The 15,632-nt window shown below is 72.2% G+C and carries 16 protein-coding genes; 6 read left to right on the top strand and 10 right to left on the bottom strand.

All coding sequences use genetic code 11. The annotated features are described in order from the left end of the window. Positions 1 to 286: 286 nt before the first annotated feature. The 4 genes from leuA (at position 287) to F7Q99_RS07485 (ending at position 4,843) form a co-directional block, all read left to right on the top strand. Entirely contained in the window at positions 287 to 2,083 is a 1,797-nt protein-coding gene (gene leuA / locus F7Q99_RS07500; protein WP_153460595.1) for a 2-isopropylmalate synthase, read from the top strand. A gap of 238 nt (positions 2,084 to 2,321) precedes the next feature. Next, positions 2,322 to 3,014 carry a TerB family tellurite resistance protein gene (locus F7Q99_RS07495; RefSeq protein WP_326846385.1) on the top strand — a complete coding sequence of 231 codons (693 nt, stop codon included), beginning with the start codon at positions 2,322 to 2,324 and terminating at the stop codon, positions 3,012 to 3,014. A 238-nt stretch (positions 3,015 to 3,252) separates the two neighbouring features. After that, positions 3,253 to 3,999, top strand: a complete 747-nt coding sequence (recO, locus tag F7Q99_RS07490; protein ID WP_153460594.1) for a DNA repair protein RecO — start codon at positions 3,253 to 3,255, stop codon at positions 3,997 to 3,999. Between the two features lie 4 nt (positions 4,000 to 4,003). Then, positions 4,004 to 4,843 carry an isoprenyl transferase gene (locus F7Q99_RS07485; protein ID WP_153460593.1) on the top strand — a complete coding sequence of 280 codons (840 nt, stop codon included), beginning with the start codon at positions 4,004 to 4,006 and terminating at the stop codon, positions 4,841 to 4,843. 69 nt (positions 4,844 to 4,912) lie between these two features. Here F7Q99_RS07485 and F7Q99_RS07480 read toward each other — a convergent pair whose 3' ends face one another. Genes F7Q99_RS07480 through F7Q99_RS07465 form a run of 4 tightly spaced genes read right to left on the bottom strand, consistent with a single transcriptional unit; the run spans position 4,913 to position 8,071 of the window. Next, positions 4,913 to 5,323 carry a Fur family transcriptional regulator gene (locus F7Q99_RS07480; RefSeq protein ID WP_326846384.1) on the bottom strand — a complete coding sequence of 137 codons (411 nt, stop codon included), beginning with the start codon at positions 5,321 to 5,323 and terminating at the stop codon, positions 4,913 to 4,915. A 35-nt stretch (positions 5,324 to 5,358) separates the two neighbouring features. Further along, positions 5,359 to 6,321 carry a metal ABC transporter permease gene (locus F7Q99_RS07475; RefSeq protein WP_153460591.1) on the bottom strand — a complete coding sequence of 321 codons (963 nt, stop codon included), beginning with the start codon at positions 6,319 to 6,321 and terminating at the stop codon, positions 5,359 to 5,361. Beyond that, complete coding sequence (locus F7Q99_RS07470; protein ID WP_153460590.1) at positions 6,318 to 7,082, bottom strand: metal ABC transporter ATP-binding protein; 765 nt, start codon at positions 7,080 to 7,082, stop codon at positions 6,318 to 6,320. The genes F7Q99_RS07475 and F7Q99_RS07470 overlap by 4 nt, the downstream gene beginning before the upstream one ends. A gap of 17 nt (positions 7,083 to 7,099) precedes the next feature. Next, positions 7,100 to 8,071, bottom strand: coding sequence for a metal ABC transporter substrate-binding protein (locus tag F7Q99_RS07465; RefSeq protein ID WP_153465917.1), 972 nt, complete (start codon positions 8,069 to 8,071; stop codon positions 7,100 to 7,102). A 215-nt stretch (positions 8,072 to 8,286) separates the two neighbouring features. On the opposite strand from F7Q99_RS07465, the gene F7Q99_RS07460 reads away from it, so the two are divergent. Next, complete coding sequence (locus F7Q99_RS07460; protein WP_326846383.1) at positions 8,287 to 9,669, top strand: glycine--tRNA ligase; 1,383 nt, start codon at positions 8,287 to 8,289, stop codon at positions 9,667 to 9,669. Between the two features lie 69 nt (positions 9,670 to 9,738). On the opposite strand, the gene F7Q99_RS07455 is transcribed toward F7Q99_RS07460, so the two are convergent. The 4 genes from F7Q99_RS07455 to F7Q99_RS07440 all read right to left on the bottom strand — a co-directional run bounded on the left by F7Q99_RS07455 (position 9,739) and on the right by F7Q99_RS07440 (position 13,654). Next, the gene (locus F7Q99_RS07455; RefSeq protein WP_153460588.1) at positions 9,739 to 10,794 is read right to left on the bottom strand and encodes a hypothetical protein; all 1,056 of its coding nucleotides are present in this window, start codon (positions 10,792 to 10,794) and stop codon (positions 9,739 to 9,741) included. A 217-nt stretch (positions 10,795 to 11,011) separates the two neighbouring features. After that, entirely contained in the window at positions 11,012 to 11,590 is a 579-nt protein-coding gene (locus tag F7Q99_RS07450; RefSeq protein ID WP_153460587.1) for an NADAR family protein, read from the bottom strand. Positions 11,591 to 11,681: 91 nt separating this feature from the next. Then, a complete protein-coding gene (locus tag F7Q99_RS07445; RefSeq protein WP_326846382.1) occupies positions 11,682 to 12,098 on the bottom strand; it encodes a type II toxin-antitoxin system VapC family toxin in 417 nt (138 codons plus the stop codon). Positions 12,099 to 12,199: 101 nt separating this feature from the next. After that, complete coding sequence (locus F7Q99_RS07440; RefSeq protein WP_407697754.1) at positions 12,200 to 13,654, bottom strand: MFS transporter; 1,455 nt, start codon at positions 13,652 to 13,654, stop codon at positions 12,200 to 12,202. Between the two features lie 102 nt (positions 13,655 to 13,756). On the opposite strand from F7Q99_RS07440, the gene F7Q99_RS07435 reads away from it, so the two are divergent. Then, positions 13,757 to 14,644 carry a helix-turn-helix transcriptional regulator gene (locus F7Q99_RS07435; protein ID WP_153460585.1) on the top strand — a complete coding sequence of 296 codons (888 nt, stop codon included), beginning with the start codon at positions 13,757 to 13,759 and terminating at the stop codon, positions 14,642 to 14,644. Here F7Q99_RS07435 and F7Q99_RS07430 read toward each other — a convergent pair. Then, on the bottom strand, positions 14,641 to 15,027 hold the full coding sequence (locus F7Q99_RS07430) for a hypothetical protein (RefSeq protein WP_153460584.1): 387 nt from the start codon (positions 15,025 to 15,027) through the stop codon (positions 14,641 to 14,643). The genes F7Q99_RS07435 and F7Q99_RS07430 overlap by 4 nt on opposite strands. Further along, the gene (locus F7Q99_RS07425; protein WP_153460583.1) at positions 15,024 to 15,578 is read right to left on the bottom strand and encodes a hypothetical protein; all 555 of its coding nucleotides are present in this window, start codon (positions 15,576 to 15,578) and stop codon (positions 15,024 to 15,026) included. Before F7Q99_RS07425 ends, F7Q99_RS07430 begins: the two co-directional genes overlap by 4 nt. Positions 15,579 to 15,632 lie beyond the last annotated feature (54 nt).

The raw sequence follows: 15,632 nt of genomic DNA, 5'->3' as shown, positions 1-15,632 counted from the left end.
GTACCGCCGTCTCAAGGAGTGGAATGGTCGCCCGGATCACTTCGGGGGCGCGCGGGCCTGGGTTACGCTGGGGATCACCATGCGCAACGGGCTGCTTCTTCTTAGCTGCCGCGTCGAGGGCCTGTAGTCCACTGGGGCCGGCTCCCTCGCCGCGGGGATCGAGCTGTGCGCGTACCAGGCGATCCGTGCCGGATCGTGAGCGGCAGCAGGCCGGCCAGTCGGTGTGTCCTCGTGTTCACAGGACCCGACCAGCCCCCGCATCCACAGGAAGCCGAGAGTCACCTCCATGACCGAGCAGAGCTCCGTCGCATCCGTCCCCGCCGGTCGCGCCTTCGTCGACCGCCCCACGCCCATCACCGCCGCGAGCGTCCGCCAGCAGCCGTCCGGCATGCGGCACGGGCGCTACCTGCCGTTCGGCACCGTCGACCTGGCCGACCGGACCTGGCCGGACAAGGTGATCACCAAGGCGCCGCGCTGGCTGTCCACCGACCTGCGGGACGGCAACCAGGCGCTGATCGACCCGATGTCGCCGGCCCGCAAGCGCAAGATGTTCGACCTGCTGGTCAAGATGGGCTACAAGGAGATCGAGGTCGGCTTCCCCTCCTCCGGCGCCACCGACCACGCCTTCGTGCGCTCGCTGATCGAGGAGGGGGCGATCCCCGAGGACGTCACCATCTCGGTGCTGACGCAGGCCCGCGAGGAGCTGATCGAGAAGACCGTCGAGTCGCTGGTCGGCGCCCCGCGCGCGACCGTCCACCTGTACAACGCGACCGCGCCGCTGTTCCGCCGGGTGGTGTTCCGCAACGACAAGGCCGCCACCAAGGCGATCGCCACCGAGGGCACCCGGCTGGTGGTGGAGTACGCGGAGAAGCTGCTGGGCGACGACACCGTCTTCGGCTACCAGTACTCGCCGGAGATCTTCGTCGACACCGAGCTGGACTTCGCCCTGGAGGTCTGCGAGGCGGTCATGGACGTCTGGCAGCCGGGCGAGGGCCGCGAGATCATCCTGAACCTGCCGGCCACCATCGAGCGGGCCACCCCGAACGTCCAGGCCGACCAGTTCGAGTGGATGTCGCGCAACCTGTCGCGCCGCGAGTTCGTCTGCCTGTCGGTGCACCCGCACAACGACCGCGGCACCGCCGTCGCCTCCGCCGAACTGGCCTACCAGGCCGGCGCCGACCGCATCGAGGGCTGCCTGTTCGGCCAGGGCGAGCGGACGGGCAACGTCGACCTGGTCACCCTGGGCATGAACCTGTTCTCGCAGGGCATCGACCCGCAGATCGACTTCTCCGACATCGACGAGGTGCGCCGCACCGCCGAGTACTGCAACCAGATGGAGGTGCACCCGCGCCACCCGTACGCCGGCGACCTGGTGTACACCTCCTTCTCCGGCTCGCACCAGGACGCCATCAAGAAGGGCTTCGACGCCCTGGAGGCGGACGCGAAGGCGGCAGGCGTGCCGGTCGAGGAGCACACCTGGGGCGTGCCGTACCTGCCGATCGACCCGAAGGACGTCGGCCGCACCTACGAGGCGGTCATCCGGGTCAACAGCCAGTCCGGCAAGGGCGGTGTCGCGTACGTCCTGAAGAACGACCACAAGCTGGACCTGCCGCGCCGGATGCAGATCGAGTTCTCCCGGATCATCCAGGCCAAGACCGACGCCGAGGGCGGCGAGATCACCCCGGCCGAGATCTGGCGGGTCTTCGAGGACGAGTACCTGCCCACCAGCGACAACCCGTGGGGCCGGATCTCGCTGGGCGGTTCGCGCACCCTGACCACCGAGGACGGCCGGGACGCGCTGATCGCCGGCGCGCTGGTGGACGGCGTACCGGTCGACCTGGCCGGTGTCGGCAACGGCCCGGTCTCCGCGTTCGCCGACGCGCTGGCCCGGATCGACGTGGACGTGCGCGTCCTGGACTACTCCGAGCACGCGCTGAGCGAGGGCGGCGACGCCCAGGCCGCCGCGTACGTGGAGTGCGCGGTGGAGGGCAAGGTGCTGTGGGGCGTCGGCATCGACGCCAACACCGTGCTGGCGTCGCTGAAGGCGATGATCAGCGCCGTCAACCGGGCGCAGCGCGGGTAGTTCGTGCGAGGGCACACGGCGGGCCGTCCTCCGGGGCGGCCCTTCGCCGTGCCCGGCCCCGGTTGTGGCCTGCGCCACATTTTTTCGGCCCGGAAGCCGTTCGAGGTACTGACACGTGCCCGCAACCATGGCAACATCGATCCACCGGTAAGCCGGGCCGGTGGGACGGCCTCGGTGTCCGGTCGCGTGACCTGCCCGCAGTTGTGCAGGCCGCCTGCCATGTCTGGGGAGTGGCGCCGTGACCAGGTTGTGGGGTGTACGCCCGCGGTGGCGGACCGACGTTCTCGGTGACTTCTTCTGTCCCGGCTGTGGCGGGGACCGCAACTACCGGCGCCAGCACGGCCGGCGGTGGCTGCGCCTGCTGGGGACCCCGGTGCTCCCGCTCGGCCCGGTCATCGGCAGCGTGCAGTGCACCGGCTGCCACGGCCGCTTCGGGGTGGAGAGCCTCGAACAGCCCACCTGCGTCCGGCTCGGCGGCATGCTGCGGGACGCCCAGTACACGATCGCGCTGGCCCTGCTCGCGGCCGGCGGCACCGCCCACCGGGCGGCCCGGGAGGCGGCCTGCACGGCGGTGCGCGAGGCCGGGTTCGAGGACTGCGGCGAGGCCCAGGTGCTGGCCGCGCTCGCCGCCCTGTCCGGGCTCGGCGGCGAACTCCACGACGCACACGACGTGGGGGCGCCGTCCGGTCGGAGGCTGGGGGAGAGCAGCGGGCTGGCCGTGGAACTGCACGCGGTGCTCGAACCGCTCGCGCCGCACCTGGCCCACCAGGGCCGGGAGCGGCTGCTGCTCCAGGGCGCGGCGATCGCGCTCGCCGACGGGCGCTACCTGCCGCAGGAGCGGGAGGCGCTGGCCGCGGTCGGGCGCTGCCTGGACCTGCCGCAGGCCCGGGTCGGGGCGCTGCTGGAGGCGGCCACCCGGGCGCCGTACTAGACCGTCGGACCGTTCACCTACCCACTCGTCTCCGAGCCGAGCCTTCGAATCGACTGCTCCGAATCGACTCCTCCGAGCCACTTCCATCCCCCACAGATGGGCCCGACTCGCCCCCCGGCCTCCGGCCGGGAGGTGCCCCCACCGTCCGGGCCCGCCGTGACCCGCACCGCAGAGGCCTCCCCCACGGCCCCCGGTGCGGGCACACGGCTGCACCCGGGGGTGGGGGAGAATGGTCGGCATGAGCTTGTTCCGGGACGACGGCGTGGTGCTGCGGGCGCAGAAGCTCGGCGAGGCCGACCGGATCATCACCCTGCTGACCCGCCAGCACGGCAAGGTGCGGGCGGTGGCACGCGGAGTGCGCAAGACCAAGTCCAAGTTCGGCGCCCGCCTGGAGCCGTTCTCGCACGTGGACGTGCAGTTCTTCAGCCGGGGGAGCGACCTGGTCGGGCGCGGGCTGCCGCTGTGCACCCAGGTGGAGACGATCGCGCCGTACGGCGGTTCGATCGTCACCGACTACGGCCGCTACACGGCCGGGACGGCGATGCTGGAGACGGCCGAGCGGTTCGCCGAGAACGAGGGCGAACCGGCCGTCCAGCAGTACCTGCTGCTCGTGGGGGGCCTTCGCACCCTCGCGGCCGGGCTGCACGAGTCGCATCTGGTGCTGGACGCCTTCCTGCTGCGCTCGCTCGCCGTGAACGGGTACGGCGCGAGCTTCACCGACTGCGCCAAGTGCGGCCTGGAGGGGCCGAACCGTTTCTTCTCGCTTCCGGCGGGCGGTGTGCTCTGCACGGACTGCCGAGTGCCCGGATGTGCCGTACCCTCCCCTGAGACACTGGTACTGCTCGGGGCGCTGCTGTCAGGGGACTGGCAGACGGCCGATGCCTGCGAGCCGCGGTACTGGCGGGAGGGCAGCGGCCTGGTCGCGGCCTATCTGCAGTGGCACCTGGAGCGGGGCATCCGCTCGATGAGATACGTGGAGAAGTGAGCACATGGCAGCGCGACGGCTCTTCGGCGGCGGCAAGCAGCGGGCGTACGCTCCCCCGACCCCGCACCCCAGCGGCGCACAGCCCCCGAAGATCCCCGGCGAGCTGGTGCCCGAGCACGTCGCGATCGTGATGGACGGCAATGGCCGCTGGGCCAAGGAGCGCGGGCTGCCCCGTACCGAGGGCCACAAGGTCGGCGAGTCCGTCGTGCTCGACGTCCTCAAGGGCGCCATCGAGCTCGGGGTCAAGAACATCTCGCTGTACGCGTTCTCCACCGAGAACTGGAAGCGCTCGCCCGACGAGGTGAAGTTCCTGATGAACTTCAACCGGGACGTCATCCGCCGCCGCCGCGACGAGATGGACGCGATGGGGGTGCGGATCCGCTGGGCCGGCCGGATGCCCAAGCTGTGGAAGAGCGTCGTCCAGGAGCTCCAGGTCGCCGAGGAGCAGACCAAGGGCAACGACGCCGTCACGCTCTACATGTGCGTCAACTACGGTGGCCGGGCCGAACTGGCGGACGCGGCACAGGCGATCGCGCGGGACGTGGCGGCCGGGAAGCTCGACCCGAAGAAGGTCAACGAGAAGACCCTCGCCAAGTACATGTACCACCCGGACATGCCGGACGTGGACCTGTTCCTGCGCCCCAGCGGCGAGCAGCGCACCTCCAACTTCCTGCTCTGGCAGTCCGCGTACGCCGAGTTCGTGTTCCAGGACGTGCTCTGGCCGGACTTCGACCGCCGCGACCTGTGGCGCGCCTGCGAGCAGTACGCGATGCGCGACCGCCGCTTCGGCGGGGCGATCCCGAACGAGGTGCCCGCGCCGCTGGAGCTGCCCTCGCAGCGCTGACCCGGACTGATCCGGAGGTACGAGAAGGGCCCGTCGGTCTCGGCGGGCCCTTCTCGTACGTGGCGTTCCTCAGCCCTTCTTGGCGCACTCCGCGCAAGTGCCGAAGATCTCCAGGGTGTGCGCGATGTCGCTGAACCCGTGCTCGGCGGCGACCGAGTTGGCCCACCGCTCCACCGCCGGGCCCTCCACCTCGACGGTCGCGCCGCAGTGCCGGCAGACCAGGTGGTGGTGGTGCCCGCTGCTGCACCGGCGGTACACCGCCTCACCGTCGGCGGTGCGCAGCACGTCCACCTCGCCAGCGTCGGCGAGCGACTGGAGGGTGCGGTAGACCGTGGTCAGACCGACGGAGTCTCCGCGGTGCTTGAGCATGTCGTGGAGCTCCTGCGCGCTGCGGAAGTCCTCGATCTCGTCCAGGGCCGCCGAGACGGCGGCACGCTGCCGGGTCGATCGGGCGCGCGGCGACGGGCCTGCGGTGGTCACCGTGGGTCCTCCTGGGGGTGTGGGCGTCTCGCACCTCATTGTGCCAGCCCCGCCCGCCGCTCCGGCGTGGTCGTGTCAGAGGAGCCTTGAAGGGAGTTCTGTGGGGAATTCCGCCCGGGAACGGAACCCTGAGTGGGCAGTTGGACGTCGCACTCGCGCGGCCCGGAGTCGGCGCCGGCCCGGTGGCGCCGGCGGGCCAGCGGCGCGGCGATCACGCTGAACACCGCGAAGACGCCGATGGCGAGCAGCACGATGGCCGGGCCGGAGGGGACGTCGAGGTGGTACGAGCCGGTGACGCCGGCCAGCGAGACGACCACGCCGAGCGCGATCGAGGCGGCCTGGGTGGCGGCGAAGGAACGGGTGAGCTGCTGGGCGGCGACGACCGGGACCACCATCAGGGCGCTGACCAGCAGCAGCCCGACGACCCGCATGGCGACGGTGACGGTGACCGCGGCCATCACCGCGAGCAGCAGGTTGAGCGTGCGCACCGGCAGCCCGGTGACCCGGGTGAAGTCCTCGTCCTGGCAGATCGCGAAGAGCTGGCGGCGCAGGCCGACGGTGACCGCGATGACCACGGCGCCGAGCACCGCGATGGCGGCCAGGTCCTCCGGGGCGACGGTCAGGATGGAGCCCCACAGGTAGCTCTCCAGCGAGCCGGCGCCGGCCTGGGCGGAGAGCGAGACGAGCAGCTTGCCGCAGGCCATGCCGCCGTAGAAGAGCATCGCGAGGGCGATGTCGCCGCGCTGGTTGCCGCGTGAGCGGACCAGTTCCATGGTGACGGCGCCGAGCACGCAGACCAGGACGGCCATCCAGACCGGGCTGGTCTGGAAGATGAAGCCGAGGCCGACGCCGGTCATCGCGACGTGGCCCATGCCGTCGCCCATCAGGGCCTGCCGGCGCTGCACCAGGTAGATGCCGACGGCGGGGGCGGTGATCCCGACCAGGACGGCGGCGAGCAGGGCGCGCTGCATGAAGTCGTAGGAGAGCATCTCGGTCATGCGAGCAGCCTCGGCGGGGTGTGGCCGGCGTGCGGGTGGACGTGGTCGTGGCCGGGCAGTGCGTGCAGGCCGGTGTTGGGGACGGGCGGGCCGTCGTGCGCGACGCAGCCGTCCCGCAGGACGACGGCGCGGTCGATCAGCGGCTCCAGCGGCCCGAGTTCGTGCAGCACGAGGAGGACGGCGGCGCCGCGGGCGACCTCGGCGCGCAGGGTGTCGGCGAGCACCTGCTGGCTGGCGGCGTCCACGCCGGCCATCGGCTCGTCCATGATCAGCAGGTCGGGGGAGCCGACCAGGGCGCGGGCGATCAGCACCCGCTGCTGCTGGCCGCCGGACAGGTCGGCGACGCCGTCGCCGGCCCGGTCGAGCATGCCGACGGCGGCGAGCGCGCGGTCCACCGCCTCGCGGTCCCGGCGGCGGAACGGCAGCAGGCGGTGCTGCGGCAGCCGTCCGGTGGAGACCACCTCGCGCACCGTCGCCGGGACTCCGGAGGCCGCGGTGGTGCGCTGCGGGACGTACCCGATCCGGTGCCAGGCGCGGAACTTGGCGAAGGGGATGCCGAACAGCTCCAGGTCGCCCCGGTCCAGGGGGACGGAGCCGGTCACGGCCTTGACGGTGGTCGACTTGCCGGAGCCGTTGGCGCCGAGCAGGGCGACCACCTCGCCGGGATGGACCGTCAGGTCGACGCCGCGCAGCACCGGTCGGCCGCCGCGCGAGGCGACGGCGTCGCGAAGGTGGACGGCCGGGGGTATGGCGTGGTTCATGGCGTGCTGGGCTCCCGTCAGCTCGTGGCCGTGGAAGGGGCGGCGCTCGTCGCGCCCAGGGCGGCCTGGAGGTTGGCCAGGTTCTGCTTCATGACGCTCAGGTAGTCGTCCTTGGACGGGTCCTTGACGCCTTCCAGCGGGTCCAGGACGGCGGTCCTGAGGCCGAGGTCCTTGGCGACGGTGTCGGCGAGCCTGGGGCTGACCAGGGTCTCGAAGAAGATCGTGGTGACGCCGTTGTCCCTGGCGGCCTTCTGCACCTCGGCGAGGCGGGCCGGGGTGGGCTCGGACTCCGGGTCGACGCCGTTGATGGCGACCTGGGTGAGGCCGTAGTGGTCGGCGAGGTAGCCGAAGGCGGCGTGGCTGGTGACGAAGGTCCTGGTCGTGGCGTTCTTCAGCCCGGCCTGGAACTCCTTGTCCAGGGCGTCGAGCTTGCCGACCAGTTCGTCGGTGTTCTTCCGGTAGTCGTCCGCGTGCGCCGGATCGGCCTTGGCGAACTCGTCGCCGACGCTCCTGGCGATCGCCGCGTAACGGGTCGGGTCGAGCCAGATGTGCGGGTCGCCGGCCGGGCCCTTCGCCTTCTGGCCGTTGCCCTCCTCGGTGCCCTCGTCGAGGTGGTGGTCGACCAGCGGGCTGGCGGCGGTGGCGTCGATCCTGTGCTTGGCGGAGGACTGGTCGACCGCCTGGTCGACGGTGGGCTGGAGGCCCTTGAGGTAGACGACGGCGTCGGCCTTCTGGACGGCGCCGACCTGCTTGGCGGTGAGCTCGAGGTCGTGCGGCTCGACGCCGGCCGCGGTGAGGTCGGTGACCGCGACGTGGTCCCCGCCGATCTGCCGGGCGAGGAACTCCATCGGGTAGAAGGAGGCGACGACGTCCAGCTTGCCGTCCGCACCCTTGGCGCTGCTGCTGCCGCCGCAGGCGGTGAGGGTGAGGGAGGCGACGAGAGTGGTGGCGGCGAGGGCTATGGAGGTGCAGGCACGTCGTCCGATCATCATGACAATCATTCTCATCTTAATTGGAAACGATTGTCAACTCACTCGGCCGGCCGAACGGGCGGCGACGGACCGAAACGGCTTCGTGGGGATCGGTCGCGTCGGCCGGGCCATACCGACTTGAACCACGTACCCGTATGGCCGGTAACCTGAGGTATTCGGGTACGCGCAACCAGCCGTGCCCTGACCGTGCCGTACGTACTGAAGAGAGCACTGTGGCCGCCGACAAGATCGACACGATCGTCAGCCTGAGCAAGCGCCGTGGCTTCGTCTACCCCTGCAGCGAGATCTACGGCGGCACGCGTGCCGCCTGGGACTACGGGCCGCTGGGTGTCGAGCTCAAGGAGAACATCAAGCGCCAGTGGTGGCGCGCGATGGTCCAGGCCCGTGAGGACGTCGTCGGACTCGACTCGTCGGTGATCCTCGCCCGCGAGGTGTGGGAGGCTTCCGGCCACGTCGCCACCTTCAACGACCCGCTGACCGAGTGCCTCTCCTGCCACAAGCGCCACCGGGCCGACCACCTGGAGGAGAAGTACGAGGCCAAGCACGGCTTCCCGCCGCCGAACGGCCTCAAGGACGTCAACTGCCCCGACTGTGGCACCAAGGGCCAGTTCACCGAGCCCAAGGACTTCTCGGGCATGCTGAAGACCCACCTCGGCGTCACCGAGGAGGCCAGCGGCCTGGCGTACCTGCGCCCCGAGACCGCCCAGGGCATCTTCACCAACTTCAAGGCCGTCCAGACCACCTCGCGCAAGAAGCCGCCGTTCGGTATCGCCCAGGTCGGCAAGAGCTTCCGCAACGAGATCACCCCCGGCAACTTCATCTTCCGCACCCGCGAGTTCGAGCAGATGGAGATGGAGTTCTTCGTCAAGCCGGGCGAGGACGACGAGTGGCACGAGTACTGGCTCCAGCAGCGCTGGGACTGGTACGTCGACCTCGGCCTGCGCACCGAGAACATGCGCCTGTTCGAGCACCCGAAGGAGAAGCTGTCCCACTACGCCAAGCGCACGGTGGACATCGAGTACCGCTTCAACTTCGGCGGCAGCGAGTTCTCCGAGCTCGAGGGCATCGCCAACCGCACCGACTACGACCTGACGGTGCACAGCAACGCCTCCGGCCAGGACCTCAAGTACTTCGACCAGGAGTCCGGCGAGCGGTACTTCCCGTTCGTCATCGAGCCGGCGGCCGGTCTCAACCGCGCCATGCTGGCCTTCCTGATCGACGCCTACTTCGAGGACGAGGCGCCCAACGCCAAGGGCGTCATGGAGAAGCGCGTCGGCATGCGCCTCGACCCGCGCCTGGCCCCGGTGAAGGTCGCCGTCCTGCCGCTGTCGCGCAACGCCGAGCTGTCCCCGAAGGCCCGCGGCCTCGCCGCAGACCTGCGCACCGCGTGGAACGTCGAGTTCGACGACGCCGGCGCCATCGGCAAGCGCTACCGCCGCCAGGACGAGATCGGCACGCCGTTCTGCGTCACCGTCGACTTCGACACGCTCGAGGACAACGCGGTGACCGTGCGCGAGCGCGACACCATGTCGCAGGAGCGCGTCTCGCTCGACCAGGTGAAGGCGTACCTGGCGGCGCGGCTGATCGGCTGCTGAGGTTCGATTTCTGCCGGGGAGCCCTCGTTCGTCCTGTTGCGGGACGGGCGGGGGCTCCCTCGCGTTCGTCTACCGCCGGCCCCGGCGGGGGCGGCTCGCCGCGGCGGGCTCGGTCGGCAGTCCGGCCGAGCGGAGGGCGGCCAGGGTCGTCCGGTGCCGGGCCTCGTCGGCGCGCAGGGCGGCGAGGAGGTGGTCGTACAGCTCCTGGCTTCCGTCCAACGCGGCTGCCAGCCGGACGAGTTCGGCCGGTGGCCGGAGCGCGGCAAGCTCGTGCAGCAGTGCCGCGGGCAGGGGCGCCGGGAGCTCGATGGCCAGCGCGGCCAGATCGGCCGTCGGGCGGCCCGCGGCCTGGCGCAGCAGCGTCCGGACATCGCAGTGGCGCCCGGCGTGCTGGAGGCCGGCGGCGAGGGCCGTCAGCTCGGGCGTCGGCGCCGAGCCCCACTCCCAGAGGAGGGTGGCTCCGTCGGCGAGTTGCCCGGCGTGCTCCAGGGCTGCGAGGAGCGCGGGGAGGGTGTGTGCGGGGTAGCTCCAGAAGGCGTGGAACAGCTCCGCGGCCTCCTCGGCCAGGCCCGCCTCCCGCAGCTCGACCAGCACGGCGACGGCCAGTTCGGGCGTGGTCTGCGCGGCGCTGCGGGCGAGCCGGAGGGAGACGCCCGAGGGGCCGCCTCGCGCCAGGATGCCCGCCAGGTGCGCGGTGTCGGTCGGGGTGAGCCGGGCGGCGGCTTGCGTGAGCAGCTCGGCCGTCTCGGGGTGTGCGCCGCTGTGGTGGAGGGCGGTGACCCGCTGGGCGAGCGCGCCGATGTCGGGGCGCAGGGGTGGGGGCTCGGGAGTGGCGAACTGCGGTGCCTCCTGCGCCCGTTGACGGAGGTCGAGCTCCAAAGCCTGGAGCTGGTCGCTCAGTTGGCGGCAGCGGGCGCCGAGTCCCTCGCGGAGCGTCCGTGCCTGGGCCAGCTGCCGGAGGAGGTCCCCCTCCGGCCGTTGTCTGTCCGGCGACGCCCGTATCGCCTCGGCGAGCCGCCGTTCGCGCTGGCCGGCGTAACGGCTCGCGCGGAGTAACTCGTCCAGTTCGGCGCGGAGTTCGTGAGCGTGTTGCTCGCTCTCCGGCGCGGTCGGCCGCATGCGCATGATCGCCCCACCCTGTCCATCTCGACCCTGACTGCGGGACATCCTGGTGTCGGTATATGGCGGGGGAGTTAAGGGAGCACGTCCAGTCATGTGCGAGTGGTGTCAAGGAGCGCGTAAGGGGCGGTCGTTGCGCGAAGTGCGCCGGTCGCGCTCCGGAGAATCGTCGCCTCGCAGTGCCGGCCAGGGGGCGTGCCGTCCAGCACCGGAGCGACGGACCTCATGCGGCGAGCCGCGCCCGTGCCTCCATCAGTGCGAACCCGAGCAGGTTCTCCCCGCGCCACTTGCTCGGCTGCGCCGCCCGCTCGTCATCGGCGGCGAGCCCGATGCCCCACACCCGGTCCACCGGACTGGCCTCCACGAGCACCCGCCGCTCCGTGCCCAGCAGATACTCCCGCAGCGCCGGATCCTGCCCGAACTTCGCGACATTGCCCTCGACGACCAGCTCGAACCGCCCCGCCGCCCAGGTGGCTTCGTCGAAGCCCTTGATCAGCCGCCCCAGCTTCTTGGCCTCCGCGGGCGTGCGAGCCTCCAGCACCCGCTGCTCGATCGCGTCATCCCCGAACATGCGAGCCTTGCCGGCCATCATCCAGTGCTCCGCGCTGCGATACGTCACCTCGTCGACGGTGAACTCGCAAGGCCACCACTGACTCAACGCCCCCTGCCCGACGCTGCCGTCCTTCCGCGCCCGATGCCCCCAGAACATCAGCCACTTCGGCGCGCGACCGGCCGCGACGGCCGCCGCCAGCTCCTCCCGGCTTCGAGCGTCGACCGGATCCTCCACGTATGTGTTCCCCATATCGTCATCCTGACACAAAGGGGCGGGATCAGGCCAACGGGTTTCCCACGGCGCCTCGTGGCCGAGCGGCGCCGGGGCCCTGACAGGCCGCTTACCGCTCGGCTGCCGGCTGGCCGGGGGAGACCACCGGCAGATCCCGCTCGCCGGCTGCGTCGGCGAGGCGCTTGTCGTACGTGACGAAAGCCGTGAGTGTGTGTTCCAGGTGTTCGGCGCTGGCCAGGTGGATGGCATCGAGCGTGCGCAGGTGCCGCGCGGGGAACCGGCGGGCGGCCCGGAGGGCCGGGTCGGACAGGCGGATCCTCAGCAGCCGGTCGAGCAGGTCCTCCGAGGAGTCAAGAAGCTCCTGCGGGGCGCCGATTCTGATGAGCGCCCGTGGGACCTCCACCTGGGCCAGCGCACTGGTCGCATGGCCTTCGGAGCCTCGGGAGGAGAGGAACGTACGGAGGGCGGCGGACTCGTCCTCCGGGACCACGAGCTTGAGGATCGCGCAGGAATCGAGGTAGATCACCGGTCCTCCTCCTCGCGCATCGCGTGGAGGGCATCGGCTGGAACGGAACGGCCTCGCGATCGGCAACCGATCGCGAGGCCCTCGCCGTGACCCGTCCGGGCTCAGCCGATGGAGCGCGGCAGGCGGGTGGTCAGGTACAGGATGGTGAACGAGCCCATGAGCTGGATGCCCAGGCACAGGGCGAGTGCCCGGTCCAAGCCGAGGGTGGGGGAGAGGGACAGGTAGACGGTGCCCAGGGTGGCGACGCCGAGGGCGAGGCTGGACTGCTGGCCGGTGGCGAGGACGCCGCTGCCGACGCCGGCCCGCGCGGCGGGGACCTTGGAGAGGACGACCCGGAAGAGCGGGGTGCCGATCAGGCCCTGGCCGATGCCGGCGAGGGCGACGCCGGGGGCCATCCGCAGCGGCGAGAAGTGCGCCCAGTCGGCGAGGACGGTGGCCGCGAGGGTGGCGAGGCCGGCGGCCTGGACGACGGCGCCGGCGGTGAGCACCCGGCTGCCGTACCGGCCGATCAGGCGCGGGCCGGAGAGCGAGGCGGTGAAGTAGCCGACGGCCATCGGGACGAGCGCCCAGCCGGCGGCGACGGGGCCGAGGTGGAGGCCCTGCTGGAGGGCGACGGCGATGACGAACATGAAGCCGCCGAAGCCCGCGAAGTAGGGGAGCGCGATGCCGAGGCCGCGCCGCATCTCGGGGATCCGCAGCAGGGTCGGCGGCACGAGCGGGGTGGCGCCGCGCTGTTCGGCGCGGCGCTCGACGACGGCGAACGCGGCGGCGAGGACCGGGAACAGGGCGAGCAGCACCCAGGACCAGAGCGGCCAGCCGGCGGCACGGCCCTCCATCAGCGGGACGAGCAGGGCGAGCAGGGCGGCGGTGAGCAGGAGCGTGCCGGGGACGTCGACCCGGGCGGCCTGGGTGGCGCGGCTCTCCGGGACGTAGCGGACGGCGAGGACGAGGGCGAGCAGGGCGAACGGCACGTTGAGCAGGAAGACCGAGCGCCAGCCGGTGCCGAACAGGTCGGCGGCGACGAGCATGCCGCCGAGGACCTGCCCGATGACGACGGAGATGCCGCCGACCGCGCCGTAGATGCTAAGGGCGCGGCCGCGCCGGGCACCGTCGGTGGCGGCGGTGATGGTGCCGAGGACCTGCGGGATCAGCAGGGCGGCGGAGGCGCCCTGGGCGGCGCGGGCGGCCACCAGGGACCAGGCTCCGGGGGCGAGTCCGCAGGCGAGCGAGGTGAGGGCGAAGGCGGCGGCGCCGGCGACGAAGAGGCGGCGGCGGCCGAAGATGTCGCCGAGCCGGCCGCCGAGGACGAGCAGGACGGCGAAGGCGATGCCGTAGCCGGCGGCGACGAGTTCGAGGACGGCGGGGCCGGCGGCGAGGTCGTGGTCGATGGTGGGGAGGGCGACGTTGACGATGAAGAAGTCGAGCATCGGCAGGAACGCCCCGAGCAGGACGGTGACCAGCCCGGCGGTGCCGAGGGAGGGAGCGCGGACGGCCGAGGTGCCGGGGGTGGTGGCGGTGCGGACCGGGGCGGGAGCGACGGCGAGTTGTTGGGTCACGGGTCATACGATCCGCCCGGCCGTAGCCTGGTACCAGAGTGTGGTTATCCAGGTATAAGAAGTACCTGGCAACTGGATGCGCGCTGTCGCATCCTAGGACACATGAGCCTGACGACCGCTGCCGCACAAGCCCCCGCCGCACCCGTCACGAGAGCCGCCACCACCCCCGCCGACGCCCGCCGCCGCGACCTGGCCGCCTTCCTCCGCAGCCGCCGCGAGCGCATCTCGCCCGACCAGGTGGGCCTGCCGCCGACCGGCCGCCGCCGGACGCCGGGGCTGCGCCGCGAGGAGGTCGCACAGCTCGCCGCGGTCGGGGTGACCTGGTACACGTGGCTGGAGCAGGGGCGGGACATCCAGGTGTCCGCGCAGGTGCTGGACGCCGTCTCGCGCGCGCTGCTACTGGACCGGAGCGAGCGCGCGCACCTGTTCACGCTGGCCGGTGCGGACGATCCGGTGCCGGTGGTGGAGTGCCCGTCGGTGACGCCGAGCGTGCGCCTGGTGCTGGACCGGATGGCGCCGTACCCGGCCGGGGTGATCAACGCCCGGTACGACGTGCTGGCGTACAACGCGCAGTACACGGGGATCGTGGGCGACCTCGCCGCGCTGCCGCCGGAGGACCGGAACCTGATGTGGCTGGCGTTCACGCCCTCGCGCTTTCGCGAGGTGCTCGTCGACTACGAGGGGGAACGCGACGTGATGGTGGCCCGGTTCCGCGCGGGGATGGCCGACCACAGTGCGGAGCCGGCCTGGAAGACGCTGCTCGCCCGGCTGCGCAGGGCCTCGCCGGACTTCGAGGCGGCCTGGCAGCGGCACGACGTGATGCGTCCGGGCAACGGGCTCAAGCGGTTCCGCGTGCCGGGCGTCGGGCTGCTGCACTGCGACTACACCAACTTCTGGCTGGGGCCGAGCCTCGGGACGCGGATGATCACCTACACCCCGCGCGACGAGCGGACCCGCGAGCTGATGAACCTTCTGCCCGACAGGCTCTAACGAGAGGCGGCCGCGCGCCCGAGCAGCAAGCATACGGCGGAGAGCGGGAGTTCGACGCAGAGCGCCATCACCGTGGCGGCGAGCACCGCGTGCCCGGGCCCGGCGCAGGCGATGTCCGCGAGCGCGTCGCCGGCGAGCAGCAGGGCCACCGCCCCGCCCGCCCAGCGGGCGGCGGCGCTGCGCCGGCGCAGCAGCGCGTCGAGCGAGAGCAGGGCCGAGAACTCCAGCAGGTCGAGGACGACCCACGGCGTCTCGTGGCAGACGGCGAGCACCCCGAGCCACGGCAGCAGTGCCACCGCGGCCATCACCGGCACGCGCTCGAAGCGGGCCGGGAGGACGAACGGTATCGAGGCCGGACGACCGGCCAGAACGGCCGTACTCACCCCGCACCCCCGGCAACCGCACCCGCACCACGCGACATCCGCACCCGCTGCAGCGCCAGCCGCTCGACCCCGCCGCCCGCCGGGTGCTCGACCAGGACCCCGTCGAACGGCCCCTCGGCCCAGGCGAGCCAGAACCGCCCGGCCACCGTGACGACCTCACCGGCGACGGCCCGCGCCCCGCGGAACGCCCGCAGCCACCCGCCACCGGTGAACGCCACCGCCGGCGCGGTGCCGTCCGCCGCCAGCCGCCCCCAGGCGAGCACCCGGTACGAACGGCCCCCGACCGCGCAGCGCCGCGCACCGCGCAGCAGCTGCGGGGTGAGCCGGGCGGCGACCAGGACGTCGGCCAGCTCGCCGTGCTCGTACACCTCCAGCGCGGCCCGGCCGCGGCCGGCGCCCACGCTGCGCACCGACCAGGGCCCGGGCCCGGCCGGCAGCGTCCCGTCCGACTCCGGCGCCGGGCGCAGCGCGTCCCCGGGAACACCCCCGTGGTCCCCGGGGAGGGGCCGCCCGTGCGGCGGAGTGGCGGAGTGCGATGCGGTGCTCGTCATGCCGTCAAGCTTTCCGCGGATCATGGGCGTTGTCGGTGGTGCCCTGCCCCGAAC

The sequence above is a fragment of the Streptomyces kaniharaensis genome (assembly GCF_009569385.1).
GTDB lineage: Bacteria > Actinomycetota > Actinomycetes > Streptomycetales > Streptomycetaceae > Kitasatospora > Kitasatospora kaniharaensis.
This window is presented reverse-complemented; position numbering and strand designations above follow the sequence as displayed.